The organism is Nocardia miyunensis NBRC 108239 (genome assembly GCF_001613065.1).
Lineage (GTDB): Bacteria > Actinomycetota > Actinomycetes > Mycobacteriales > Mycobacteriaceae > Nocardia > Nocardia miyunensis.
This window is the reverse complement of the sequence record NZ_BDBQ01000034.1, coordinates 120852-145898: the sequence shown is the minus strand read 5'-3', so window position 1 is coordinate 145898 and position 25047 is coordinate 120852. Positions and strand designations below refer to the sequence as shown.

Here is a 25047-nt window from a genome sequence, read left to right as displayed (position 1 = left end):
GCGGCAGCCGTACGAGGCCCGACGATTGGAGAAACAGATGAACGACCAGACCGCGGTGGTGACACCGGACGAGGACACCGACTCGGTGAAAGAGCCAACGGCGCTGTCGGATTCGGATCTCGCAGACGGGAACCTCGCTGAATCCGCGAATCCGACGGGGGAGTCGCCGGTCGTGGACGAGTCGGGGACCGGGAAGGAATCTGCTGCCGCGGAGAAGGATCCGGCCGCACAAGACTCCGCTGGCGTGGAGAATTGCGCGGTGAATTCGGCTGCCGGGGGTAAGTCGCGGGCGGCGAAACAATCGGTGACATCGGGCAAGCCGGCGGGTGCGGAGACATCAGCGCTCACGGAGAAGACGGAAAGTGCTGCGGGCGAGGATGATCCGGACTCGGAGACGGACGATGAGAAGTCCTCGCAGGGAACCGTCGAGACAATGGAGGAGTCCCGTTTCCGGTGGCGGAGACTCGTACCTCGGCCCGTGACCGGAGTTCTGGTGCTCCTGCTCGTCGCTGCGGTGGTCTGTGCGGCGATTTTCGGGTGGAAACTGAAAGCGCGCAACGACAACGAGGCGGCCGGGCAGGCGGCCATGGCCGCGGCGAAGGATTACGCCGTCGCGTTGACCAGCATCGATTCGGCGCACATCGACGCCGACTTCTCGACCGTGCTGAACGGGGCGACCGGGCAGTTCAAGGATATGTACAGCCAGTCCGCCACCCAGCTCAAACCGCTTCTGCTGCAAGCCAAATCGGTCAGCAAGGGAAATGTGGTGGCCGCGAGCGTGCAGTCCGCCTCGCCCGACCACGCCGTGGTGATGCTGTTCGTGGACGCCCAGATCACCAACGTGACCAACCCGGACCCCCGAGTCGACCGCAACCGCATCCTGATGACCATGGACCGGGTCGGCGGGCACTGGCTGGCCAGCAAGGTAGACCTGCCCTGACGCCACGACCGAAAACGCCTGCGGTCAGCGGTCTTTCGCGTAGGGCGCGCTGACCGAGGGGGTCGCGACGCCGACCTCCAGGCGCACCCGGTCCTGGTAGAACCCGATGTGCCCGCGAATCAGTGCGACCTCCGCATACGGTTCGGCGTACTCCCAGGCGATCGGCTGGTCGCCGTCGATCGCGCGCCAGTAGCGCGCGTTTCCCTTGAAGGGGCAGCGGCTGGTCGTCGGGTCGGATGTGAGCAGATCGAATCGGACGTCGTCCTGGGGGAGGTAGAACGCGATGCCGTGATCCTGTTCCGCGACGAGCAGGCCCGCGCTCGTCTCGGCCAGGACCCGATCTCCGAGGGTGACCCGGATCAGATTGCGGACCCGGTGCACGTCCACGCGGTAGTCCGGCCAGTCGACAAATCCCGATGGTTCCATGATCATGCCTTTCTCGCGGCGGTGGGCGCGGTGCCGGGCGGCACCGGGACAACGCGTGAACCCGGTACCGGACGAATCTCCGGTACCGGGTTCACGATAGATGTGCGATGAGCGGATCAGCTGGCGCGCGCGGCGTAGGCCGCGGCGTACTCCTTGCGGGAGGTGGTGGAGGTGTCCACGTCCTTGGCCTGCGCGCGCAGTGCGCCGACGGTCGCCTGCTCCTTCGGGATGTGCGCGAACGGATCCCAGTTCAGGAAGCGGCAGGCGTTCTGCCAGGTGATCTTGTTGATATCCGAATCGTCGGCGTCGACGGCCTGCAACTCGTTCAGCACGAATTCGGGCGCGTTGGGCCAGATCGAATCCGAGTGCGGGTAGTCGCACTCCCAGGCGATGTTGTCGATGCCGATCTCGTGCCGCAACTTCAGCGAGGTCTTGTCGGTGACGTAGCAGGCGACGGTGTGCTCCCGGAACACCTCGCTGGGCAGCTTGCCGCCGAAGTCGCGGCGCAGCCAGCGCTGGTTGGTGTAGTGCCGGTCCGAGCGGTCCAGGAAGAACGGGATCCAGCCCACGCCGCCCTCGGAGAAGGAGACCTTCAGGCCGGGGTAGGTGCGGAACGCCGGGCCCCACAGCAGATCCTGGGCGGCGATCAGCGAGACGCTGGGCGCGAGCACCATCAGGTTGTCGATCGGCGCGTTCGGGGCCAGGTTCAGCACCCGGAAGCCTTGTCCGATATGCAGATTCATCACGGTGCCGTGATCGGACAGCGCCTGGAACACCGGGCCCCAGAACTCGATGTCGTGGTAGCTGGGCAGGCCGTCCAGGTGCGGCAGCTCCGGCATGGACACCGAGTGGCAGCCCTTCGCGGCCACCCGCTCGATCTCGGCGACGGCCAGCTTCGGATCCCACAGCGGCAGGATCGAGAGCGGGATGAACCGGCCCGGGTACGCCCCGGCCCAGTCCTCGATGTGCCAGTCGTTGTACGCCTGGATCATCGCGACGGTGATCTCGTCCTTGAAGTACGCCAGATGTCCGGCGCTGAATCCGGCGAAGGTCGGGAAGCACATCGAGGCGAGGATGCCGTTGGCATTCATATCGCGCACGCGCTCGTGCACGTCGTACACCCCGGGGCGCATCTCGGCGTATCCGGCCGGGTCGTAACCCCACTCCTCGGCGGGCCAGGAGACCACGGCGTTCAGGCCGGTGACGCCGGTCGGGCGGTCGCGGTAGACCCACCGGTCGATGCCCTTCTCATCGACGATCACCTTCGGGGCCAGATCGGCCCACTTCTTCGGGACATGGCCATCGAACATGTGAATCGGTTCGACCACATGGTCGTCGATGCTCACCAGGATCATGTCGTCGATATTCACGGGACTCCTCGCTAGTTCGTGCGGAATGTCGTATGGGTCGACCTCGACTGTCTCTAGGAGATGAACAGTCTCCTACAACGAGAATGATACTCTCGCGCCCCTCTCGGCCGCCAGGGTGGCAGGCGATGTCGTGGTCGGAGTCGTGTCGCAGCACGATCGAAACCTCTCATGGCCGTACCGGAGAATGATATTCTCATTTAAGTTATACGAGTTCGGTGCCGGAGGCGTTTTCGGCCGGTGTCGTTCTCGTCGGAGTTCCCGCGGGGGCCGGATGGATGGAGAAACAGGTGCCAACGACGACGTACAGCACGCGGGCCGAGACGCTGAATTCACTACGAGAGGGCCTGCGGGTGCAGGCAACCCGCACTGTGGTGCTCTACTCGGCGGTCGCGGCCGATCTGGGTATCACCGTCGCGGATCTGACGTGTTTGAACCTGTTGTGGATGCGCGGCCGGCTGACACCCGGTCGGCTCGCCGAGTTGCTGGGCATCGCGCGCGGTGGTGCGATCACGGCCGTTGTCGACCGGCTCGAGCGTGCGGGTTACGTTCGGCGGATCCGGGACTCGGAGGATCGCCGCAGGGTGTGGGTGGAATTGGTGGCCGTGCGCGCCGAGGTGGCCGTCGCCCCGCTGTTCGGTGAACTCGCCGCGCTGGACGAGACGCTGCCGCAGGACGAGGAGAGTCTGGGGACGTTGGTGGATTTCGTCCAGGAGGTCAATACGGCGCTCGCGCAGGCGACCGCGCAGGTCTCCGGCAACCGCGCGCTCTGAGCGGGGTGGATCGGGTCGTCGCGGATGCCTTCTCACGTATCTCGTCAGAACGACTCGCTTCGCTGGCGAGAATGTTATTCTCGCCTCGTTGCCGCCCCGGCGAAGGATGGAAATCATGGTCGCTCACAACTCCGGTCCTCGAGATCGTGTCTCCGGCGAGGTGTACTCGGTAGCGGGTTGGCGGGCACACTCCCGCAAACATCTGCTGCGGTATCGGCTCGCGGTCGTCGCGTCCGATGCCGTGCAGGCCGTCCGGCACGTCGGCGGCTGGATGTACGACCGGACCATGGCGGGCTGGGAGGTGACAGCTCTGCTGGCCGACACCACCGATGTGCGCCCGCTGCGGATTCTCGGGGCGACGGTGCTGGATCTGGAGGATTCGCTGGCCTCGCCGGTGCACGACATCTGGCCGCACGCGGTGGCCGTCGCGCCGGAGCTGATCGCGAACGATCTGCGGGTGCGACGCGGTGTGCTCGAATCCCTCGAACAACGCCGCACCGAGGTGGCGCTGTGGGGTGCGGATCTGCCCGCCGAACTCGACGGGCGCCTGGATCTGGCGCAGCATCGGCTCAGCGTCGCCGCGCGGGCGTTCAAGAGCGCCGCGCTGGCCGCCGCGGGTGAGCCGGCGACCGAAGTCGGTGGCGTCGAGGTGTTCCATTGCGGCGAGTTGCTGCTGACCGGGCTGTGGGGCGGGGCGGACCTGACCACCCCCGCATGAGCCGTGACCGAGCGAGATCACCTGCTCGCCAATGGTATTCGTGAGTCGCTGACCGGTGCGGACGCGTTCCTGGCGGCTGACGGATATGATATTCTCCTATTGAGAGAATGACGATATCGTAGCGCCGGAGAGATCGCGCGGTCGCCGGAACGGTGTCGTGGCGAAGATCGGACGCGGATCGTCGTGGCCGAGGAAAGGATCGCAATGGTCAAGAACGGCAATCGGCTACGCAGCCAGGTGTGCGATACGGAGGTGATCGTCGTGCGGGCTTCGGACAGCCTCGACGATCTGCGCGCCGGAGGTGTTCCCATGATTCCGATCGACGGGAAGCCGGAGCCGGGCGCGACGGCGGCCGCGGAGCTCAGTGAGGGCAATCTGCTGGGTAAGCGGTACGTCGACGAGTCCGGAGCCGAGGTGCTGGTGACGAAAGCCGGTGCGGGCACCCTGAGCATCGGCGCGACGCCGCTGGCGCTCAAGGAAGCCAAACCGCTTCCCGCCAGCGATTGAATCGGGAAGGATTCCGTCATGAACTCCAAGATGTTCGTATTCTCCAATGCCGTTGCCGGACAGGATGATGCGTTCAACGACTGGTACGACAACCAGCACCTCGCCGAAGTGACCGAGGTGCCCGGCGTGGTGCGCGGTGAGCGGTACGAGATCGCGCCCAGCGCCCTGTCCGGCGAAGGCGAGCCACCGCACCGCTACCTGGCGGTGTACGAACTCGACGGCGATCCGGAGGACGTGGCCAAGGCGTTCGGCGCGAAGGCCGCCACCGGGGAGATCAAGCTCAGCCCCACCCTGGACATGTCGACGCTCTCGCTCCAGATCTGGCGCGCCCGCGACACGGGCGAGTAGCAGGCCGGGTGAATAGTCGAAAAGCCTGAAAATGCTTGTGGCCCGGCAATATATGCCGGGCCACAAGCATTCGTGCCTCAGGTGCGGAAGAACGTCGCCGATGCCGATCCGCATCCGCTCGGTGAATGCCGGTGGCCTCGCGGTGTTGTTCGGGGGAGACCCGGGCCCGTTCGGTGATGTGCCCGGGGGAGCAGGGGCCGAAGCTGTTGCAACGGACTAGGATTCGGCATCCGGCATGCGGATGATGGCGTGGGCCGGGCAGTCCAGCAGGGCGCGCGTCACCCCGGCGTGATCGGCCGCGTCGACCACGCCGTCGCCCTCGAGCGAGGCGTAGCCCCAGTCGTCCAGGGAGAAGTATCCGGGGGCGTGCCTGGCGCAGGTGCCGAATCCGTCGCACAGCGTCCGGTCGAGTCGAATCCTCACAGCACCTGTACCTCTCGTGCGTCGAACGGCCGATCGGCCAGGTAGATCTGCCGCGCGCAATCCGGGCACCGGCCGTTCAGATGAGCGGTGATCTCGGCCGGGAATCGGGTCAGCAGGGTGGCGGCGGTATTGCACGCGCCGTCCAGGGTGCCGCAGGCGCCGCGCCCGCGCAGGACCACCGACCAGCGTTGCAGGCGTACGACATCCGCGTCGGTGGCGCGTCCGTCGCGCAGTGCGGCCACCACCGCCGCCATGGCCGCGGTGCCGTTGAAGCAGGAACCGCACTGTCCGGCGTTCTCCCGGTCGAAATAGCCGAGCACCGCGGCCGCGACGGCGACCGGGCATTCGTCGGTGATCAGCGATATCGCCCCGCAGCCCAGGCCGTAGCCGAGGCCGCGGATCGATTCGTGATCCAGCGTGGCGTCCAGGATCGCGCGATCGGCCATTCCGGAGAAGTAGCCGCCCATCAGCGCGCCGCGCACCGCTCGCGGCGAAACCCCGTGCAGGGCGAGCAGATCGGTGAAAGCGATGCCGTGCGGAAGTTCGTAGAGACCGGGCCCGCGACCGCCGCCGGTGACCGTGACCAGGAAGGTGCCGGGCGATCCGGCCGTCCCCGTCTCGCGGAAGGCCTGGCCGCCGTGCCGATGGATGAACGGCAGATTCGCCAGGGTCTCCACATTCGAGACGGCCGTGGGCAGATCGTCCACGCCGGATTCGAACGGCCGCGGCGGTTTGTCCGATGGTTTGGCCGGACCGCCGTTGATCGCGCGGATCGCCGCGGTCTCCTCCCCGGCCACGTAACCCGGTGCGACGGTGACCAATTCGATCCGCGCCCCGGTGATGCCTGCGCCGTCCAGTTCGGTCAGTGCCGTGTCGACGCGCTGTGCGGCCTCGTCATCGGAGACGTAGACGTAGGCGTGCCGCGCACCCGCGACAGCGGCGGCCAGGCGCAGCCCGTCCAGCACGAGATGCGGGCGCCGGTGCAGCAGCCAGCGGTCCTTGATCGAGGCGGGTTCGCCTTCCTCGCCGTTGGCGACCAGCACGGTCGAACTGCCGCGCAGGTGCGCGTCCCGGACCGAACCCAGTTTGATCGCCGTCGGGAACGCCGCCCCGCCGCGGCCGCGCAGACCGCTGTGCCGGATCTCCTCGAGCAGATCGGTGGCCGAATCCAGCGTGCGGTAGCCGCCGCTCGCCCGATAAGTGGTCAGGTCCTCCACATCCGACCCGGTGCGCAGCACACGTGGTTCGATGTCGGGTGTCCAGGCCGCGGCGAGTTCCGTGGCCGGGTCGGAAATATCTTGCATGGCAACCTCTTTCGGCTGGAAACAGGCCAGTGGGCGGAAGGTCGGCCGCGGCGCGCGGTGTCCTTGCGGCATTCCGGGGCTCGGTGCTGTGCCCCGTGTCGAGCACTCGCGCTTCGCACCCGCCACGCGTCCGGACAGCGAGCCGCGTCGGTGGTTACGCTTGCCGACATGAGAACGGCGGTGCTGCGAATCGATGTCGACCCGGCCCGGGAGCTGACGGAGGCCCGATGGGCACGGGGTATGCGCGCCCTGCGCGATGACGCCGCGACGTTCGGGGCCGAAATCCTCGGCGACAATGCCGCACTCCCGCCGCGGCGCGAGGTGCAGATGCTGGTCGAGACCGGCGACGCCGACACCAGCGTGCGCGAGGTGGTTCGGTTGTGTGCCAAGGCATTCGGCACCGAACCGGTGGCCGCCGCGGTGACCTACGTCAGCCGCGGCACCGACGACGACGCGCACGGCGTCCTGGCGGGCTTCGGCCTGACCGCGGAGGTGGTGCGCGAGGCGGACGCGGGCGGCTTCGACATCGTGCACATCACGCTGCGGTCCGCCGACCTCGAACGAGTTCCGGAGAGCCGCATCCACACCGCCCTCGAGGCCGCGCTCAACTGCGAAGTCCGCATCAGCACCCGGTGAGGATGGGGCGGCCTCCGTCATCGATCGCCCAGGAATTTCAGGATCGCCGGAGCCGCCTGCACCCAGGTATCGAACAGGTTGAAGCGGTCTACCCGGCCGGTGGCGCTATCCTCGACCGCCCGTTCCCAGGCGTCCTCGGGCCACGGCGGGTCGATCACCGTCGAGTCCTTGATCAGGCAGCTCACCTCGAGCGAGGTCCGCTTGGGATGATCCAGATCGCCGACGCCGCCGCGAATGATCAAGGTGGGCACCGTGATTCGATCGAACATCTCGTCGTCGACACCGGCGATCGTCTGCCCGGGCTTGGGCACGTACGCATTGAGCCAGCGCAGCGACAGTTTGATGAACTCGTCCCGGTCCAGGTCCCGCAGGCGCTGTTCGTTGCGGGGATTGGCCTGCACCCGCTCGCGCCACTCCCGCATCTTCGGCAGGGCCTCGGTTCCGCCGCCGCGCACGGCCTGCAGGCTCGGCAGCACGTAGAACGCGCCCAGATTGAACAGTCCGTAGACGCCGCCGACGATATTCCACAGCACGAGCTTGGTGACCCGCTCGGGGTACAGCATCGTGGTGAGCATCGAATCGCGCGCACCGCCGGAGCCGCCCGCGAGTATGCACGGCCCGGCATCGAGTGCGTCGAGCAGGCCGTTGAGCGTCTGCGCGCGCATATGCGATTCGGACTGCCCGTAGAACTGCACGTCGGACGCGCCGCAGTTGGGCCGGTCCCACAGCAGCACCCGGTAGCCGCCGGCGACGATCGCCTCGGCCAGCGGGCGCAGTCCCGGTATATCCTTGCCGAATCGGCCGCCGGGCGTCAGTACCACGAGATCGCCTGTGTCACCGAGGATTTCGTAGACGACCTCGCCGCCGTTCACCGTCACGGAGGGCATGGGGCAATCCTTTCTCAGGCCAGCACGACGACGGAATCACCGACGATCCGCACCGGATAGGTGCGGATACTCCACTCGGGTTTGACCGCCGTGGTCCCGGTCGCCAGCTCGAAACCCCACTGGTGCCAGGGGCAGTAGATGAACTCCTGATCGCGCACCATCACCTGGTCACCGGGTACGGACTCGTCCACGATCGTGCGCCCGCGCGCGCGGCCCGAACACAGCGGGCCGCCCTCGTGCGGGCAGTAGTTCGCGATCGCGTAGAACGTGCCGTTGACGTTGTACACGCCGACGCCGTGCCGCCCGATCGGCACCACCTTGGACGACCCGGGCGGAATCTCCTCGACCGTCGCGACGACGTGTTCGCGTCCCTGCGCCAGCCGGGGTTGTTCGTGTTCGTCCGCCATCAGAAGACCGGCCTTCGGCCGTCGAGGGACGGCACCGACGTGGGCAGGTGATAGGTCTCGATGCCGTTGAGGTACATCACCCGATCGCGCGCGTGCGCGGGGAGATGCTTCACCAGCCAGCGCGGATCGTCGAACGTCCAGTGCGGATAGTCCGAGGAGAACAGCAGGATCTTGTCCGCCTCCATCCACTCGAACGCCCGGGTGAGTTCGGTCTTGTCCTCGGGATAGTCCAGCGGCTGGGTGGTGAACCGGATGTGTTCCTTGACGTACTCCGAGGGCTTGCGCCGAATGCCGGTGAAGGAGCCGCGCTTGGCGTAGATCGCGTCCATCCGCCACATCAGCGGCAGGATCCAGGTGAACGCGTGCTCGACGAACACGATGCGCAGATTCGGATGCCGATCGAAGACGCCGTCGAAGATCAGGCTCATGATCTGATTCGCCGCCAGCAGCGAGTAGGTGACCATGAAATCGTGGTTGTAACTGGGGAATCCGACCGGCGGCATGGGCATCGTCTCGTACGCGCCGCGGCTGAGGTGACAGCTGACCACCAGATCATGTTTGGTGGCCGTGGCCCAGATCGGGTCGTAGGACGGATCGCCCCAGGACGGGCGCGGCTCGGCCTTGATCAGGATCTGCGACATGTACGGATGTCCGGCCCAGTGCTCGATCTCGCGCACCGCGCCCGCCGGATCGTCGATGGCCACGCAGATCGATCCGCGCCACCGCTGATGCCAGTTGTTCTTCGGGTCCAGCCAGTGGTTGGCCAGCCAGTGGTTGACGCCGATCGCCATCGCCTGGGTGGCCTCGGGCAGGCGGGTCGCCTTCACCGTCGGTTCCAGGATCGCGATATCGGACCCGGCCTCCACGATCAGCTGCCGGAACGCCAATTCCGGGTCGCTGCCGGGGAATTCGCCGTCCGCGGGGAAGGTGTCGGTCCGCATCGCGAAGGAGTGCGCGTAATCCGGCGCGTCGTAGACGATCGTGTCGCCGACGCGGTGGCTCAGGAAATACGAGCTGCGGTGCGGCTCGGGGATGTACTCCACGAGTTCCCGGCGACGCGGCACCGGATGCACATCCGAATCGACCACCCGGACCGCGGTCTGCTCGGCCGCCGGTGCGCGATGCTGCTGATGAGCCAGTGTCATGGTCCTCTCCCCTCAGACGGTGGCCGTCGCGGCCGGGACATCGATGCCGTAGATGCGAGACGCGTTGCGCCAGAGCAACTTCTCGCGCTGCTCGGTGGTGAGCGCCTGCGGCAGCTCGTCGACGTCACCGCAGTGCCAGTGCGGATAGCTGGAGCCGAACATCACCATGTCCTGTTTGCCGGTGAAGTCGAGCCACTCGGCGGCGAACTCGGCATCGCCGGGACCGTCCAGGCTGTTGTGCACGAAGTACACGTGTTCGGGCAGATAGTCACTCGGCATGCGCGGGGCCCACGGGGTCTGTTCGAGATGCGGCCGCCCGAAGGTGTCCATCCGCCAGGTGAACGGCGTGAGCATGTCCGCCGCGCCGTCCGCCCAGACGAATTTCAGCTCCGGAATCCGCTCGAAGACGCCCTCGGCGATCATGTTCATCAGGTGATAGATGTAGTTCAGCGAGGTGAAGCCGAGGTACTGCTCATAGGTGCGGGTGTGCCCGGACGGGGTCGGCGGGAACGCGACGCTCTCCCCGGTCTCGCTGTGCACCGCCACCGGAAGGCCCGCGTGCGCGGCGGCCTCCCACAGCGGCCAGAACTGCGGTTTGCCGTACAGTTCGCGCGACTGTAACGGCACCCCGATCTGCACGACCCCGGGATGGCTTGCCCACCTGTCGATTTCGCGCAGCGCGCCGGTGATGTCCTCCGGATTCACCCGGATCGTGCCGCGGAACCGGTCGGCGTACGGATTGGATTCCAGCCACCGCGAGACCATCATCTCGTTGTGCGCGGACAGCACCGCCGTGGTGAGGTGCCGGTCCGGCAGGATGCCGCGCGTCATGGGATGCAGCACGGCGATATCCACGCCGCGTCCGCCGAACAGCGCCTCGCCGACCAGCTCGGGATCCGAACCCGGATACTGCTTGTCCGGCCCGCGGGTGCCCTCGGCGTACTCACCGCCCGGTGCGCCGTACCAGTCCATCTCCACATCCGGGATGCCCCGGCTGGTGAACGGCTCGCGCAGGAATCCGCGCATATCGCGATTCGACCTGAAGAAGATGTGCACGCTGGCATCGATGACGGGCATGCGGGTCCCGTCGGCTAGTAATCTGCTCATCCGCTCTCTCCCGGTGCGCCGTTCGTGTCAGTCGATCCGCGCGATATCGGGCCGCTCCGTCACCGGGGCGGCGAGTTCCTGTGTGTCACAGACCTTCTGGAGCTTGTCCAGGGTCTCCTCGAGCCCCGGGCCCTGGCGCTTGCCGGGGGTGAAGGTGGCCGGGAGGTTGCGCATGCCCTGGATGACGCCGATGGTCTCGTAGTGCACGGTGCCCTCGGGATCGCACTGGTAGTCCGGCATGCGATCCAGCACCGCGACGAGCATCTTCTTGAACACCGCGCGCGCGACGTTCGAGCCGATGCAGCGATGGATGCCGAGCCCGAAACTGAAGTGGCGGTTGCCCCTTCGGTCCAGCACGACGTCGTTCGGGTCGGGGAAGACCTGCGGATCGCGGTTGGCCATCGCCCAGGACAGCCACAGCCGGTCGCCCTCGGCGAATTGGGTGTCCGCGACGGTGACGTCGGCGGAGATCGTGCGGCCGTCCCCCGGTGCGGGGGTGAAGTAGCGCAGGAATTCCTCGGTGGCCGGATCGAGCAGGTGCTCGCGTTCCCTGCTGAGCATCTCGCGCTGGTCCGGATGCTCCGACAGCCATTCCAGCGAGTGCGCGGTCAGCGCGGTGGTGGTGTCGAAGCCGCCGCCGATGAGCAGTCCGAGCATGCCCAGGATCTCGAGGTCCGGGGCGGGCTCGCCGTCGATGCGGAGTTTGATCAGGCCGTCGACCAGGCCCGGCCGCGGGTTCGCCTTGATCTCGATCAGGCTGTTCAGCAGGTCCAAGCCCATCGCGCGGTGCATCTCGGCGACGCGCGCGGCGTCCGGGGAACTCTCCGGGGTGTACACCGCGGCGTGCACCGGCTCGCTGTAGAGCGACCAGCGCTGCAACGGAATTCCGAGCATGGCCAGGGTAAGCACGGCCGGGACGATATTGGCCAGGTCGTCCACGAAGTCGATGCGGCCGGACTCGATCTTCTCGTCCAGGCTCGCGCGCACGATCTCGTCGATGACCGGATCCCAGCGCTTGACCGCGGCGGGGGACAGGTACGGGTTCAGGACCTGCCGGTACAGCCGGTGCTCCGGATCGTCCATCTCCAGCATGCCGCCGCGCACGGCCTGGGCGCGCTGCGCGGTGGGGATCGAAATGCCTTTGTAGCCATTGCGATCGCCGGTCAGGTCGTGGTCGTTGGACACGTGCGGACAGCGGGCGAGTTCGAACACCGCCGTGCTGTCCGCGGCCACCCAGTGCCCGCCGTGGGTGTCGCTCCAGGCGACCGGGCACTTGGCCTGCATCTCCTGGGTGATCTCTTCGAACCGGTGCCGGTACTCGGGGGTGTGCCGGTCGAAGTTGTACCGGTTCTTCTTGCGGTCCTGGTCGACGGTGGTGTCTTCGATGCTCACGTTGTTCTTCCTCCGCCCGCGCGATCAGATGTGGTAGTCGTGCAACTTCAGGTACCCGCCGCCGTCCACGCGCATCTGCGTGCCGGTGACGAACCGAGCGTCATCGGAGGCCAGGTAGGCCACCGCGGCGCTGACGTCCTCGGGCTCGATGTACGGAATGCGCATGGCCTGCTGCACGCCGAACACCGGCTCCGCGTCCGCGCGGGTCGGGTGCTCGAGGTCGGGCCGGAACGAGCGGTACATCGGTTCGCTCTGCAACATCGGCGTATTGCAGTTGGTGGGGTGCACGACGTTTGCGCGAATGCCGCGCTCGGCGAGTTGGCGCGAGAGCTCGTAGACGTAGGCGGTCAGCGCGCGCTTGGAGTGCATGTAGGCCGAGCCGCCGGGATCCTTGCCCGGCTGATCGACCTTGGAGATGTCCATGAGCGCGGCGGCGGAACCCGTCGCGATGATCGAGGCGCCCTCGCGCAGGTGCGGCAGCGCGACCTGGATGGCGTTGATGGTGCCGATCAGATTCGTGTTGATCACGTCGGTCCACGCCTGCATCGCCGGCTGGCCCTGCATCCCGGCCACACCGGCCTGGGCGACGACGATGTCCAGCCGTCCCAGTTCGGCGATGCCGGTCTCGACCGCGGCCTGCAACTGCTCGGCGCTGCGCACGTCCGCCTTGGCGGTCACCACCCGGCGACCGGCCGCGGCGACGAGTTTGGCGGTCTGCTCGAGATCTTCGGGCCGCGCCAGCGCGTATCCGATGGTCGAGATGTCTTCGCACAGATCCACCGCGATGATGTCGGCGCCCTCTTCGGCGAGGCGGACCGCATGACTGCGCCCCTGTCCGCGCGCGGCGCCGGTGATGAACGCGACCTTGCCCTCGACACGTCCCACAGCTGACCTTCCAATCTCTATCCCCGGGTGGCGGTGCCGCCGCGACGGATCACCCGTCCCCGCTGGTTGCCGCGGCGGCCGATGCACAGGACATCGGCCGCTTCATGATCTCGCCATAGAAGAATTTTCCTTGCGGTGAAAGAGAACGTTACTCTTGCGCCGAAGTTGCCGCAAGGCCCCGTGATTGGCGGCCAGCGTGACGTACCGGGGGAGTTTTTCGAGGAGAAGCATTGCCGTTTCGGCGGATTTCCGGGCTTTTTGCGAGAAAGTGCTCTTTTCATCTGACGAGAACGTTATTCTCGTCAGCGTCGGAGGGGTGTGCCTCCGACACCCGAGCGAGTGAGAGCCGAGATGCGAACCATTCCCGAGGAATTGAGACGCCGCTACGAGCGCGCGGGCTGGTGGCGGCCCGAGACGCTGGGCGAGCTGCTCGGTCGCGGCCTGGCCGCCGCGCCCGAGGCCGAGTTCCGGGTGCATTCGCAGGTCAGGCCGTGGTCGGGCACGCTGGCCGAGGTCGAGCGCACCGCGCGGCGGCTCGCGGCCGGACTGCGTGCGCGCGGCGTCGGGCCCGGCGATGCGATCGCGTTCCAGCTGCCCAATTGGATGGAGGCCGCCGCGACCTTCTGGGCCGCATCCTTTCTCGGCGCGGTGGTGGTGCCGATCGTGCACTTCTACGGCGATCGCGAAGTCGCGCACATCCTCGCGACGGTTCATCCGGCGGCCTACCTGACCGCGGAGCAATTCGGCGCGCGCAGCTTCGATCCCGCTCTGGCGGCCGAGGTTCCGGTGGTGGGCGTGGTCGGGCGGGATTTCGACGAGCTACTCGCCGACGAGCCGATGAGCGGCACGATCGCGGTCGACCCCGCAGGCCCGGCGCTGATCGCCTTCACCTCGGGTACCACCAGCGCGCCCAAGGGCGTGGTGCACAGCCACGAGACATTGGGTTGCGAGGCAAGGCAATTGGCCGAGCAGAACGCCATGGACGAGGCCGATCAGCTCACCGCGACACCGGTGGGACATTTCATCGGCATGCTCGGGGCGTTCCTGCTGCCGGTGTTGGGCGGCAGATCGATTCATCTGCTGGATGTGTGGGAACCGGGCAACGCGCTGGCGCTGATGAACGAGTACGGCCTGTCGGTCGGCGGCGGCCCGCCCTACTTCGTGACCAGTCTGCTCGATCACCCGGACTTCACGCCCGCTCATCTCGACCACGTCCGGTATGTGGGCCTGGGCGGTTCTGCGGTGCCCGCCGCGGTCACCCGCAGGCTCGCCGATCTGGGACTGATCGCGTTCCGCGCCTACGGCAGCACCGAACATCCCTCGATCACCGCCTCGCGCTACACCGCACCCGAATTCGAGCGGCTGTGCACCGACGGGCGGCCGCTGCCCGGCGTGGAGATCCGCCTGGCCGATGACGGCGAAATCCTCAGTCGCGGACCGGATCTGTGCCTGGGCTACACCGATCGGGAGCTGACCGACCAAGTCTTCGACGCCGAGGGCTGGTATCACACCGGCGATATCGGCGTGCTGCACGCGGACGGTCACCTCACGATCACCGATCGCAAATCAGACGTCATCATCCGCGGCGGCGAGAACGTCAGCGCGGTGGAGGTCGAGGAGGTCCTCACCATGATGCCCGCGGTTGCCGAGGCGGTCGTGGTGGCCGTCCCGGACGCCCGTCTCGGCGAGACGGTTGGCGCGGTGCTGCGGATTCGCCCCGGACACGTGCTGCCCTCGGTGGAGACCGTGCGCAGGCATTTCCGGGCCGCGGGCCTCGCGCGGCAGAAGTGGCCCGAGCGCTTGTTCGAGGTGACGGACTATCCCCGCACCCCGAGCGGCAAGGTGCGCAAACAGCTGATCCGCCAGCAGATTGCCACATCCAACTGACGAGAATATGATTCTTCTCATTCGCAAATGGAGGTCTCATGGTTAGTCGTGCAAGCGACGCCGGCACGCCCGAATCCGAGGTCGACGTCGTCGTACTGGGCAGCGGTGCGTCCGGCCTGACCGCGGCGCTGACCGCCGCGGTCCGCGGCGCCTCGGTGGCGATCGTCGAGAAGGCCGCGACCGTCGGGGGAACCAGTGCGGTTTCCGGCGGCATCGCGTGGATTCCGGCGCACGACCGATCGCCCGACGGGCCGCTGAGCGTCGAGGACGCGCTGCGCTATCTGCATGCGCAGTCGCTGAATTCGATGGACGACGAACTGGTGGAGACCTTCGTGCGCACCGGCGCGCGGATGGTCGAATTCGTTGAGAAGCACAGCGGGTTGCGCTTCGAAATCGCCGAGGGTTTCCCGGATTACAAGCCCGAGCTGCCCGGCGGGCAGCCCGGCGGCGGGCGTTCGCTGAGCCCGGTCGCCTTCGACCGATCCCGGTTGGGACAGTGGCGCGACCGGATCACCGCCTTCCCCGAGGACTGGAGCAACGTCGGCTTCGACGCGGAGACCCGGGCGCGGCTGCACGCCGGGACCGATACCGACTCGACGGATCTGGTCGTGGCCGGGGCCGCGCTGGTCGCCGGACTGCTGTTCGGCGTACTCGGAAACGGCATCGTGCCGCGCACGAAAGCCCGTGCGGTGGAACTGCTTTCGGAGGACCGGCGGATCACCGGCGTGCGGTTCGAGACGCCCGAGGGCGCAGCGATCCTGCGGGCGCGCAAGGGCGTGGTGCTCGCGACCGGCGGTTTCGAATGGGATCCCGGACTGGTCCGCGCGTATCTGCGCGGCCCGATGTCCGGCCCGGTCTCCCCGCCCAACAACACCGGTGACGGCCTGCGCATGGCGATGGCGCACGGCGCGGATCTGGGCACCATGAGTGAGGCGTGGTGGGTTCCGGTCGTGCAGATCCCGGGCGACACCATCGAGGGCAAGCCGCGCAGCCGCAGCGTGCGGCTCGAGCGCACCCGCCCGCGCAGCATCATGGTCAACCGCGCCGGACGGCGGTTCGTGAACGAGGCGTCGGAGTACAACTCGATGGCCGGGGCGTTCCACTACCTCGATCCCAAGGGCGGTTACGTCAACGATCCGGGCTGGATCGTCTTCGACGCCGAACATCTGCGCAAGTACGGCTTCCTGGGCGTCGCGCCGGGCGAGGCGGTGCCCGAATGGTATTGCGAATCGAAGGATCTCGACGAGCTGGCCGCCAAGACCGGCATCGATGCGCAGGGCCTGGCCGCGACGGTCGAGGCCTGGAACCGCAACGTCGCCGCTGGCGCCGATCCCGACTTCGGCAGGGGCGCAAGCGCTTACGACGGCTGGTGGGGCGATGAGAACGCCTCCACGGCCGCGGGCCGCACCCTCGGACCGCTCGACACCGGGCCCTACTACGCGGTGCCGATCACGGTCGGTGCGATGGGCACCAAGGGCGGGCCGCGCACCGATCGCGACGGCCGGGTGCTGCACGTGGACGGCGAGGTCATCCCGGGTCTGTTCGCGGTCGGCAATGCGATGGCCGGTGTCACCGGCCGGGCCTACGGCGGTGCGGGCGGGACCATCGGCCCCGGCATGGTGTGGGGCTTCCGGGCCGGGCACACCGCCGCGACCGGTACGTCGGCAGACGCCTGAACAGCGAAAACGACCAGCGCGCCCGAGTCGCCGGGACGGGCAGGTGCGGATTAGGGAGGTTACGAGTTGTCGGAGTACGAGAGCATCTGGAGCGATCTGCAGGGCGTCGCGTTCACCCAGGGGTATCTGGACGTCGGCGGTGTGCGCACGCGCTACTGGCACGCGGGCGATCGGGACAAACCGGCGCTGGTGCTGCTGCACGGATCCGGCGGGCACGTCGAGGCGTACTCCCGGAATCTGGAGGCGCACGCCGAACACTTCTCCACCTGGGTGATCGATATGCTCGGGCACGGCTACACCGCCCGCCCCGGTCACCCGCTCGAGGTGAAACACTATGTGGCACACCTGATCGCGTTCCTGGACGCGGTCGGGGTCCAGCGGGCGCACATCAGCGGTGAATCGCTCGGCGGCTGGGTGGCCTCGCGCTTCGCCATCGACCACCCCGATCGAGTGGAACGCCTGGTGCTCAACACCGCCGGGGGATCGCAGGCCGATCCCGAGGTGATGAAACGCATCATCACGCTGTCCATGGCCGCGGTCACCGATCCCACCTGGGAGACCGTGCAGGCGCGGATCCGCTGGCTGATGGCCGACAAGACCAAGGATTACGACGACGTCGTGGCCAGCCGCCAGCGCATCTACCGCCAGCCCGGATTCATCGAGGCCATGCGAGACATCATGGCCCTGCAGGATCCGGAGATCCGGCAGCGGAATCTGGTGCGGCCCGAGGACTACGCCCGGATCACCGCGCCCACGCTGGTGCTGTGGACCAGTGACGATCCCACCGCCGACGTCACCGAGGGCCGCCGCATCGCCTCGATGATCCCCGGCGCGCGCTTCGAGGTGCTGCCAGACTGCGGGCACTGGCCGCAGTACGAGGACCCGAAGAGCTTCAACGCCCTGCACATCGACTTCCTGCTGGGTGGCTGATCGTGACTGAACAGAACAGTGCCGGAGCGGGCGGCGCTGGGAATGGGGATCCCGGCCCGATCGGCTCTGAGCAGAGTAGTTCTGGCACAGGCGATTCCGTGAGCGCCGGTTTCGGTCCGAGCGAATCCGCGCAGAGCAGCGGCGGGTCGGGCGAAGGGGAGGGTGTCCTGGGATCGAACGGGTCTGCGCAGAGCGGTGCCGGGTCGGGCAAGCCGGAGGCTGGTTACGGCACGAGTGGATCCACACAGATTGGTTCCGCGCCAGTGGATTCCGGGGCTTCCACCGATGTAGACGTGCTGCTGGTCGGCGCGGGCCCGGTCGGGCTGACGCTGGCGAATATTCTCGGCATGTATGGGGTGCGCACCCGCGTGGTCGAGGAACGCCCGACGCTGATCGACTATCCGCGCGGGGTCGGCCTGGACGACGAATCGCTGCGGACTTTCCAGTCCATCGGCCTGATCGAGGGGATCCTGCCGCACACCACGCCGAATCAGTTCATGCGATTCGTCGACGGCCGGCGCCGGCTGCTCGCCGAGATCGCCCCCACCGATGCGCAATTCGGCTGGCCCAAGCGCAACGGATTCGTGCAGCCGCTGGTGGACGCCGAACTGCTGGCCGGGCTGTCCCGGTATCCGCACGTCGAGGTGCGGTGGGGCGCCGCGATGAGCTCTGCGGTCGATTCGGGCGACCGGGTCAGCGCCGAACTCGACACGGCCACAGGCACTTCCATCGTGACCGCGCGTTATCTGGTGGGCTGCGACGGCGGCCGCAGTGCGACGCGTCGGCAGATGGGCGTCTCGTTCGAGGGAACCACCTCCTCGACCCGCTGGCTGGTGGTCGATCTGGCCACCGACCCGCTGGGACATCCCAATCTCGAGGTGGCCGCCGATCCGGCTCGTCCGAACGTGTCGGTGTCCATCGCGCATGGCATCCGGCGCTTCGAATTCATGATCCACGACGACGAATCCGACGAGCTGGCCGAGGACCCCGCGTTCGCGCAACGCCTGATCGCGCCGTTCGTGCCGCATCCCGATCGGATCGAGGTCATCCGGCGACGGGTGTACACGCATCATTCGCGGATCGCGGGTTCGTTCCGCAAGGGCCGGATGTTCCTGGCCGGTGACGCCGCGCATCTGATGCCGGTGTGGCAGGGGCAGGGATACAACAGCGGTATCCGCGACGCGGCCAATCTCGGCTGGAAACTCGCCGCGGCCGTCACTGGCCAGGCCGGTGACGGCCTGCTCGACAGCTACGACCTCGAGCGCCGCAAACACGCGCGGGCGATGATCGACCTGTCCACCATGGTCGGCAAGGTGATCTCGCCGACCGACCGGAAGGTCGCCGCGGTGCGGGACGTGCTGGTCCGCGCGGCCGCCGCGATCCCGCCGGTGCGCCGCTACGTGCTGGGCATGCGGTTCAAGCCGATGCCGAAGTACGAACGCGGCGCGGTCGTGCACACCTGGTCGCGCACACCGAAATCCGCGGTGGGCACGTTGTTCATCCAGCCGCGAGTGGACACCCGCGAGCGGTCGAACGTGCTGCTGGACGAGGTGCTCGGGCCCTGGTTCGCGGTGCTGTGCTGGAACAACGCGCCTCGGCGGGTGCTCGGTGACGCGGCGTTCGAGCAGTGGAAAGCGTTGGGGGCGAGGTTCTTCGAGATCCTGCCTGTGAACCAGCTGCACTGGACCGGACACGACGATCCGGATGTGACCGTGCTGGCCGATCGCGGCGGCGCGCTCAAGAAATGGTTCGACGGGCAACAGGATTCGGTGCTGTTCCTGCGCCCGGACCGCTGTATCGCGGGCGCGACGATCGCCCAGCTGGCACCGGAACTCAGCGCGGATCTGCTGCGCACTCTCACGCTCGTCCCGGGAGGAGGACACGATGCCGCTGGCCCTGTGCTGCGTCTCGCACAGCCCTCTACTTGATCTGCCAGGACCGGACCGCGAACTGCTCGACGATATCGGCGCGGCCCTGGACCAGGCGGCGGAGTTCGTCCGCGAGTTCGATCCCGAACTGGTCGTGACGTTCTCGCCCGATCACTACAACGGGTTCTTCTACAAACTCATGCCGCCGTTCTGCATCGGTGCGGCGGCCTCGGGCGTCGGCGATTACGGCACCCACGCCGGACCGCTGGACGTGCCCGCGGATCTGGCCCGCGAACTGGCCGAATCGGTCCTGGACGCGGGTGTGGACGTCGCGATGTCGATGACGATGGAGGTCGATCACGGCACCGTGCAGCCGTTGGCGCGGCTGCTCGGCGCGGCCACCGCGAAGCCGGTGATCCCGATCTTCGTCAATTCGGTCGCGGTGCCGCTTGGTCCGCTGCGGCGGGCCGCCGCGCTGGGGGCGGCGGTCGGCGATTATCTTGCGGGCCTTGGCAAACGGGTGCTCGTGGTGGGATCGGGCGGGCTGTCCCACGACCCGCCGATGCCCACCCTGGCCACCGCGACGGGTCCGGCGCGCGAGCGAATTCTGCACGGCGGCACCATGTCCGCGCAGCAGCGCGCCGCCCGGCAGGAGCAGGTGATCGCGGTCGCGCGTGAATTCGATTCCGGGAGCGGGCAATTGCGCGCGCTCAACCCGGACTGGGACCGCCGGGTGCTCACCGCGCTCGACGAGGGGCGGCTGGACGAGTTCGACGACTGGTCCAATCCGTGGATCACCGAGGTGGCGGGCAATTCCGCGCACGAGGTGCGCACCTGGGTCGCCGCCTTCGGCGCGCTGGCCAGCGAGGGCCGGTACCGGACCATCGTGCGCTACTACCGGCCCGCCCCCGCGCTGATCGCCGGATTCGCCGTGCGCACCGCGCTGCCGCAGCGCGATCTCGATTCGACCAGCAGGAGGCATCCGTGACCCGGAAACGCGGCGTGCGAGCTCTGTTATTGACGGCGGGGTCAGCGCATCATTTTTCTTGTCGGTATCTACGGATATGTTCGTTGGGTGCAGTTGCGCTACAACTTTCGCCTCTACCCGACGCCCGGCCAGCAGGTTGCGTTGGCGCAGGCGTTCGGGTGTGCGCGGGTGGTATTCAACGATGGATTGCGTTTGCGGCAGCACGCTCGCGAGGCCGGATTGCCGCACATCAAGGACTCGGCGCTGCAGAAGATGGTAATCACGGAAGCGAAGAGAAATCCGGATCGGGCGTGGCTGGCCGAGGTTTCCTCGGTGGTGCTGATTCAAGCGTTGGGCGATCTGCACAATGCGTATCGGAACTTCTTCGCATCGTTCACGGGCAAGCGGAAAGGCCCGAAGGTCTCCGCGCCCAGGTTCCGGTCCCGCAAGGACAATCGGCGGTCGATCAGGCTTACTCGCAATGGCTTCGGCCTGCGTCCGAATGGTCGGTTGTATGTGGCGAATGTCGGGGAGCTGAAGGTCACCTGGTCGCGCGCGTTGCCGTCTGTTCCGTCGTCGGTGGCGGTCACCAGGGACGCTGCCGGGAGGTACTTCGCGTCGTTCGTGGTGCAGACCGAAGACGAACCGTTGGTTCAGGTCGATTCAGAGGTCGGTATCGACCTGGGTTTGACGACGTTCGCCGTCCTGTCGAACGGGAAGCAGATCGAGTCGCCCCGGTTTTTGCGGCGAGTCGAACGCAAACTCCGCAGAGCACAGCAAGCGTTGTCCCGCAAACAGAAAGGCTCGGCGAACAGGACGAAAGCCCGTGTGACTGTGGCCAGGGTGCATGCCCGAGTGTCCGATACCCGGCGAGATTGGGCGCACAAGCATTCCACCGCGATTATCCGCGAGAACCAAGCGGTGTTCGTCGAGGACTTGTGCGTCAAGGGGCTCGCTCGGACCAGGTTGGCGAAGTCGGTTCACGATGCCGGGTGGGGCATGTTTACGTGCATGTTGCAGGAAAAGGCAGTCCGTTACGGCCGCACCTTTCACAAGGTGGATCGGTTCTTCCCCTCCAGTCAGCTGTGTTCGGCGTGTGGCCGGATCGACGGGCCGAAACCGTTGCACATCTGCGAATGGAGTTGCCCGTGTGGCGCGACTCACGACCGGGACGTGAACGCGGCACAAAACATTCTCGCGGCGGGACGCGCCGAGAGCTCAAACGCCTGCGGAGGGACCGTAATTCCTTCCGCCTAGCGGGAGGTCAGTCCTTGTGAAACAGGAACCCACCAAGACGCCGCAAGGCGTGGTAGGAATCCGTGGCATTCAGGCCGCGGAGGACGTCAAAGCAGATTCCAACGGGACATCGGAAAGCGTTGCCGCACAACAGGGTGACGACTTCGATCACACGGTGGACGTCCTGGTGATCGGTTCCGGGGGCGGCGGTATGACCGCGGGGCTGGCCGCGAAGGACGCCGGACTGCGTACCCTGATCGTGGAGAAGTCCGCGCAGTACGGCGGTTCCACCGCGCTGTCCGGCGGCGGCATCTGGGTGCCGGGGGCGCCCGCGCAGAAGCGCGACGGCTTCGAACTCGATCCCGAGAGCGTGGTCGAGTACCTGCGCACCATCACCCACGGCCTGGTCTCCGAGGAGCGGTTGCGGGCGTACGTGGAACGCGCGCCGGAGATGATGGAATTCCTGGAGCGCAGCAGCGATTGGCTCGAATTCGTCTGGAAGCCCGGCTATGCCGACTACTACCCGGAACTTCCCGGCGGTTCGGGTGAGGGCAGCACGATCAACGTGCCGCCGATCGATCTGCGCAAGTTGGGGCCCGACGAAGAAAAGCTGCTGCATCCGCTCGCCTTGGCCCCGAAGGGAATCTGGCTGGGCCCCAAGGATCTTCGGCTGTTCTACCAGGTCCGGCAGAACTGGCGGGGCAAGGCCGTATTGGTCAAACTCGTGTGGCGGATGTTCCGGGCCCGGGTGTTCGGCGACCGGATCGCCGCGATCGGCCAGTCGCTGATGGCCCGGATGCGCCTGGCCCTGCGCGAACACGATGTGCCGCTGTGGCTCGACGCCCCGATGACGTCCCTGATCACCGGCCCGGACGGCGCGGTGGTCGGCGCGGTCGTCGAGAAGGACGGTCATGAACTGCGGATACGCGCCGAGGGCGGGGTCATCCTGGCGACCGGCGGATTCGAGCACGACATGGTGTGGCGCAAGGAATTGTGCCCGGAGGTCGACCAGGACTGGAGTTTCGGCAACCCGGCTTCGATGGGCGACGGGATTCGCGCGGGCCGGCAGGTCGGCGCGGATACCGATCTGCTGGACGAGGCGTGGTGGTTCCCGTCCATCCAATGGCCCGACGGCCGAATGCAATTCATGCTCAACGAGCGGATGATGCCCGCGCAGTTCATCGTCAACGGCGCGGGAAAGCGGTACATCAACGAGGCCGCGCCCTATATGGACTTCGGTCACGCGATGATCGAGGGGCAGCGCTCCGGCGTAACGCACATCCCGAGCTGGCTGATCACCGACGCGCGCTCGTGGCACCGGTACGTCGTCGCGGGACATCTGCCCATCCCGAAGGTCCCGTTCGCGCCGGTGCCCACCGGCTGGAAGATCCCGCAGGCGTGGCTCGACTCGGGCGTGGTCAAGCAGGCGAGCTCGTGGGCAGAGCTGGCCGCCAAGATCGACGTGCCCGCAGACCAATTGGCCGCTACCGCAGAGCGTTTCAACGAACTCGCGCGCAACGGCCACGACGACGACTTCCAGCGCGGGGACAGCGTCTACGACAACTACTACGGCGACCCGACGCTGCCCAACCCCAACCTCTACCCGCTGGGCAAGCCGCCGTACTACGCGTTCCGGATGGTGCCCGGCGATCTGGGCACCTCCGGCGGTCTGCGCACCGACGAGTTCGCCCGGGTGCTGCGGGCGGACGGGACGGTCGTGACCGGTCTGTACGCGACCGGGAATACGACCGCGGCGGTGATGGGCCGCAGCTATGCCGGGGCGGGGGCCACCATCGGTCCCGCGATGACCTTCGGATACATAGCGGCCCAGCACATTTCGGGGAAAGACCGGGCCGATGACAGCGGTCCGGCACAGGTGAGCACCACCGACTCTGATGGAGGAAGTAAATGAAGATATCCCTGTTCTACGAGTTCGCCCTGCCGCGGCCGTGGGTCGCCGACGACGAGCGGCAGATGTTCCAGGACGGACTGGACGAGGTGGAGGCCGCCGACAAGGCCGGTTTCTCCACCGTGTGGCTGACCGAGCACCACTTCCTCGAGGAGTACTGCCACTCCACCGCCCCCGAGATGTTCCTGGCCGCGGCGAGTCAGCGCACCAAGGACATTCGCCTCGGCTTCGGCGTCATGCACCTGCCGCCCGCGATCAACCACCCCGCCCGCATCGCCGAGCGGGTGTCCTCGCTGGATCTGCTGTCCAACGGGCGCGTCGAATTCGGCACCGGCGAGGGTTCCTCGGTGGGTGAGCTCGACGGGTTCAACATCGATCCGGCCGACAAGCGCGGTCAGTGGGAGGAGTCGCTCGACGTCGCCATCCGCTGCATGATCGAGGAGCCGTTCACCGGCTTCAAGGGCAATCACATCCAGATGCCCGCCCGCAACGTCGTGCCCAAGCCGGTGCAGAGCCCGCATCCGCCGGTGTGGGTGGCCTGTACCCGGCCCTCCTCGGTGCAGATGGCGGCCCAGAAGGGTATCGGCGCACTGAGTTTCGCGTACACCGGCCCCGGCCCGCTGGCCGAGCGCGTGCGCGGTTACTACCAGGAGTTCGAGGACAAGGCCGAGCCCACCATCCCGCAGCTCAACCCGAACATCCTGGCCATCGGCGGCGACCTGTCGATGATGGTCGCCCCGACCGACGAGCAGGCCCTGCAACGCCTCGGCGTCGGTGGCGGCTTCTTCTCCTTCGGCATCATGCACTACTACATGACCGGCCAGCACACCCCCGGCCGGACCGGTGTGTGGGACCGCTACCTGGAGGCGGTCAAGGAGGACGAGACCCTCGCCTACGGCCCGGGTCGCGGCGCGATCGGCTCGCCGGACACCGTGCGCGAATTCCTGCGCGGCTACGAGGAGAGCGGGGTCGACGAGATCATCCTGCTGCTCAATCCGCGCAGCCACGAGGGGACCATGGAGTCCATCGAGCTGATGGGCAAGCACGTGCTGCCCGAGTTCATCGAGCGGGACGCGAAGCAGGTCGCGGCCAAGGCCAAGCGGCTCGAGCCGATCATCGAGAAGGTCGAGGCGCGCCGGAAGCCGTTGGCGGGCCCCGCATTCGACGAGAACTACTCCTTCGGCGGGCTGCCCACCGGTCGCGGCGGCACGTTCACCGCGAGCGAGATCCCCGAGGCCATGGCCGAGATCAACGAGGGCCGGGTGCAGGCGGCCCAGCGCGCCAAGGACGAGCAGTAGCCGCAGGCCGG

24 protein-coding genes and 1 pseudogene are annotated in these 25047 nt (G+C 67.3%); 15 read left to right on the top strand and 10 right to left on the bottom strand.

Annotated features, from left to right (window positions below):
* Nucleotides 1–37: 37 nt before the first annotated feature.
* Nucleotides 38–940: an Rv1363c family protein gene (locus NM2_RS14255; protein WP_084530950.1), complete on the top strand. Its 903-nt coding sequence runs from the start codon at nt 38–40 to the stop codon at nt 938–940.
* Between the two features lie 24 nt (nt 941–964).
* On the opposite strand, the gene NM2_RS14250 is transcribed toward NM2_RS14255, so the two are convergent.
* A complete protein-coding gene (locus tag NM2_RS14250; RefSeq protein WP_245718016.1) occupies nt 965–1366 on the bottom strand; it encodes a DUF427 domain-containing protein in 402 nt (133 codons plus the stop codon).
* Nucleotides 1367–1482: 116 nt separating this feature from the next.
* Entirely contained in the window at nt 1483–2736 is a 1254-nt protein-coding gene (locus NM2_RS14245; protein WP_067668580.1) for an amidohydrolase family protein, read from the bottom strand.
* Nucleotides 2737–3023: 287 nt separating this feature from the next.
* Here NM2_RS14245 and NM2_RS14240 point away from each other — a divergent pair, with 287 nt between their 5' ends.
* From NM2_RS14240 to NM2_RS14225, 4 genes are all read left to right on the top strand, one after another.
* Entirely contained in the window at nt 3024–3506 is a 483-nt protein-coding gene (locus tag NM2_RS14240; RefSeq protein WP_245718015.1) for a MarR family winged helix-turn-helix transcriptional regulator, read from the top strand.
* A 115-nt stretch (nt 3507–3621) separates the two neighbouring features.
* Nucleotides 3622–4224, top strand: coding sequence for a hypothetical protein (locus tag NM2_RS14235; protein ID WP_245718014.1), 603 nt, complete (start codon nt 3622–3624; stop codon nt 4222–4224).
* 204 nt (nt 4225–4428) lie between these two features.
* Nucleotides 4429–4731: a hypothetical protein gene (locus tag NM2_RS14230; protein WP_067668578.1), complete on the top strand. Its 303-nt coding sequence runs from the start codon at nt 4429–4431 to the stop codon at nt 4729–4731.
* Nucleotides 4732–4749: 18 nt separating this feature from the next.
* Nucleotides 4750–5079, top strand: coding sequence for a DUF4286 family protein (locus NM2_RS14225; RefSeq protein ID WP_067668576.1), 330 nt, complete (start codon nt 4750–4752; stop codon nt 5077–5079).
* A gap of 243 nt (nt 5080–5322) precedes the next feature.
* Here the strand turns inward: NM2_RS14225 and NM2_RS14220 are convergent.
* Both NM2_RS14220 and NM2_RS14215 read right to left on the bottom strand, forming a co-directional pair.
* Nucleotides 5323–5502 (bottom strand): annotated as a pseudogene (locus NM2_RS14220) (ferredoxin); the annotation flags it as partial.
* Complete coding sequence (locus NM2_RS14215; protein WP_067668573.1) at nt 5499–6806, bottom strand: NADH-ubiquinone oxidoreductase-F iron-sulfur binding region domain-containing protein; 1308 nt, start codon at nt 6804–6806, stop codon at nt 5499–5501. The gene NM2_RS14215 and the pseudogene NM2_RS14220, both read right to left, overlap by 4 nt.
* Before the next feature lie 168 nt (nt 6807–6974).
* Here NM2_RS14215 and NM2_RS14210 point away from each other — a divergent pair, with 168 nt between their 5' ends.
* A complete protein-coding gene (locus NM2_RS14210; RefSeq protein WP_067668571.1) occupies nt 6975–7442 on the top strand; it encodes a hypothetical protein in 468 nt (155 codons plus the stop codon).
* Nucleotides 7443–7459: 17 nt separating this feature from the next.
* Here NM2_RS14210 and NM2_RS14205 read toward each other — a convergent pair whose 3' ends face one another.
* The 6 genes from NM2_RS14205 to NM2_RS14180 are packed head-to-tail and all read right to left on the bottom strand — an operon-like array spanning nt 7460 to nt 13265.
* Entirely contained in the window at nt 7460–8329 is an 870-nt protein-coding gene (locus NM2_RS14205; protein ID WP_067668569.1) for an alpha/beta fold hydrolase, read from the bottom strand.
* A 14-nt stretch (nt 8330–8343) separates the two neighbouring features.
* Nucleotides 8344–8736 (bottom strand): Rieske (2Fe-2S) protein, encoded by a 393-nt coding sequence (locus tag NM2_RS14200; RefSeq protein ID WP_067668567.1) that lies wholly within the window; start codon nt 8734–8736, stop codon nt 8344–8346.
* Entirely contained in the window at nt 8736–9881 is a 1146-nt protein-coding gene (locus NM2_RS14195) for an amidohydrolase family protein (protein WP_067668566.1), read from the bottom strand. The genes NM2_RS14200 and NM2_RS14195 overlap by 1 nt, the downstream gene beginning before the upstream one ends.
* A gap of 12 nt (nt 9882–9893) precedes the next feature.
* Nucleotides 9894–10988 carry an amidohydrolase family protein gene (locus tag NM2_RS14190; protein ID WP_067668564.1) on the bottom strand — a complete coding sequence of 365 codons (1095 nt, stop codon included), beginning with the start codon at nt 10986–10988 and terminating at the stop codon, nt 9894–9896.
* Between the two features lie 27 nt (nt 10989–11015).
* On the bottom strand, nt 11016–12380 hold the full coding sequence (locus NM2_RS14185; protein ID WP_067668562.1) for a cytochrome P450: 1365 nt from the start codon (nt 12378–12380) through the stop codon (nt 11016–11018).
* 24 nt (nt 12381–12404) lie between these two features.
* Nucleotides 12405–13265, bottom strand: a complete 861-nt coding sequence (locus tag NM2_RS14180) for a mycofactocin-coupled SDR family oxidoreductase (protein ID WP_067668561.1) — start codon at nt 13263–13265, stop codon at nt 12405–12407.
* 135 nt (nt 13266–13400) lie between these two features.
* Here NM2_RS14180 and NM2_RS49000 point away from each other — a divergent pair, with 135 nt between their 5' ends.
* The 9 genes from NM2_RS49000 (at nt 13401) to NM2_RS14140 (ending at nt 25036) form a co-directional block, all read left to right on the top strand.
* On the top strand, nt 13401–13550 hold the full coding sequence (locus NM2_RS49000; protein WP_157121079.1) for a hypothetical protein: 150 nt from the start codon (nt 13401–13403) through the stop codon (nt 13548–13550).
* Between the two features lie 66 nt (nt 13551–13616).
* Nucleotides 13617–15152: an AMP-binding protein gene (locus NM2_RS14175; RefSeq protein ID WP_067668559.1), complete on the top strand. Its 1536-nt coding sequence runs from the start codon at nt 13617–13619 to the stop codon at nt 15150–15152.
* A gap of 38 nt (nt 15153–15190) precedes the next feature.
* Nucleotides 15191–16828: an FAD-dependent oxidoreductase gene (locus NM2_RS14170; RefSeq protein ID WP_067668558.1), complete on the top strand. Its 1638-nt coding sequence runs from the start codon at nt 15191–15193 to the stop codon at nt 16826–16828.
* Nucleotides 16829–16894: 66 nt separating this feature from the next.
* Nucleotides 16895–17758: an alpha/beta fold hydrolase gene (locus tag NM2_RS14165; RefSeq protein WP_067668556.1), complete on the top strand. Its 864-nt coding sequence runs from the start codon at nt 16895–16897 to the stop codon at nt 17756–17758.
* 263 nt (nt 17759–18021) lie between these two features.
* The gene (locus tag NM2_RS14160) at nt 18022–19686 is read left to right on the top strand and encodes a bifunctional 3-(3-hydroxy-phenyl)propionate/3-hydroxycinnamic acid hydroxylase (protein WP_067668713.1); all 1665 of its coding nucleotides are present in this window, start codon (nt 18022–18024) and stop codon (nt 19684–19686) included.
* Complete coding sequence (locus NM2_RS14155; RefSeq protein ID WP_067668554.1) at nt 19643–20614, top strand: 3-carboxyethylcatechol 2,3-dioxygenase; 972 nt, start codon at nt 19643–19645, stop codon at nt 20612–20614. The genes NM2_RS14160 and NM2_RS14155 overlap by 44 nt, the downstream gene beginning before the upstream one ends.
* A gap of 87 nt (nt 20615–20701) precedes the next feature.
* Complete coding sequence (locus NM2_RS14150) at nt 20702–21850, top strand: RNA-guided endonuclease InsQ/TnpB family protein (protein WP_067668553.1); 1149 nt, start codon at nt 20702–20704, stop codon at nt 21848–21850.
* Nucleotides 21851–22040: 190 nt separating this feature from the next.
* On the top strand, nt 22041–23741 hold the full coding sequence (locus NM2_RS14145) for an FAD-binding protein (protein WP_067668711.1): 1701 nt from the start codon (nt 22041–22043) through the stop codon (nt 23739–23741).
* Nucleotides 23738–25036, top strand: a complete 1299-nt coding sequence (locus NM2_RS14140; RefSeq protein WP_067668551.1) for an LLM class flavin-dependent oxidoreductase — start codon at nt 23738–23740, stop codon at nt 25034–25036. Before NM2_RS14145 ends, NM2_RS14140 begins: the two co-directional genes overlap by 4 nt.
* Nucleotides 25037–25047 lie beyond the last annotated feature (11 nt).

Bases quoted from the DNA above. Each gene is read 5' to 3' on its own strand.
- NM2_RS14255 (WP_084530950.1), top strand. From the start codon at position 38: ATGAACGACCAGACCGCGGTGGTGACACCGGACGAGGACACCGACTCG.
- NM2_RS14250 (WP_245718016.1), bottom strand. From the start codon at position 1,366: ATGGAACCATCGGGATTTGTCGACTGGCCGGACTACCGCGTGGACGTG.
- NM2_RS14235 (WP_245718014.1), top strand. From the start codon at position 3,622: ATGGTCGCTCACAACTCCGGTCCTCGAGATCGTGTCTCCGGCGAGGTG.
- NM2_RS14230 (WP_067668578.1), top strand. From the start codon at position 4,429: ATGGTCAAGAACGGCAATCGGCTACGCAGCCAGGTGTGCGATACGGAG.
- NM2_RS14225 (WP_067668576.1), top strand. From the start codon at position 4,750: ATGAACTCCAAGATGTTCGTATTCTCCAATGCCGTTGCCGGACAGGAT.
- NM2_RS14215 (WP_067668573.1), bottom strand. From the start codon at position 6,806: ATGCAAGATATTTCCGACCCGGCCACGGAACTCGCCGCGGCCTGGACA.
- NM2_RS14210 (WP_067668571.1), top strand. From the start codon at position 6,975: ATGAGAACGGCGGTGCTGCGAATCGATGTCGACCCGGCCCGGGAGCTG.
- NM2_RS14205 (WP_067668569.1), bottom strand. From the start codon at position 8,329: ATGCCCTCCGTGACGGTGAACGGCGGCGAGGTCGTCTACGAAATCCTC.
- NM2_RS14200 (WP_067668567.1), bottom strand. From the start codon at position 8,736: ATGGCGGACGAACACGAACAACCCCGGCTGGCGCAGGGACGCGAACAC.
- NM2_RS14195 (WP_067668566.1), bottom strand. From the start codon at position 9,881: ATGACACTGGCTCATCAGCAGCATCGCGCACCGGCGGCCGAGCAGACC.
- NM2_RS14190 (WP_067668564.1), bottom strand. From the start codon at position 10,988: ATGAGCAGATTACTAGCCGACGGGACCCGCATGCCCGTCATCGATGCC.
- NM2_RS14175 (WP_067668559.1), top strand. From the start codon at position 13,617: ATGCGAACCATTCCCGAGGAATTGAGACGCCGCTACGAGCGCGCGGGC.
- NM2_RS14170 (WP_067668558.1), top strand. From the start codon at position 15,191: ATGGTTAGTCGTGCAAGCGACGCCGGCACGCCCGAATCCGAGGTCGAC.
- NM2_RS14155 (WP_067668554.1), top strand. From the start codon at position 19,643: ATGCCGCTGGCCCTGTGCTGCGTCTCGCACAGCCCTCTACTTGATCTG.
- NM2_RS14145 (WP_067668711.1), top strand. From the start codon at position 22,041: ATGACCGCGGGGCTGGCCGCGAAGGACGCCGGACTGCGTACCCTGATC.
- NM2_RS14140 (WP_067668551.1), top strand. From the start codon at position 23,738: ATGAAGATATCCCTGTTCTACGAGTTCGCCCTGCCGCGGCCGTGGGTC.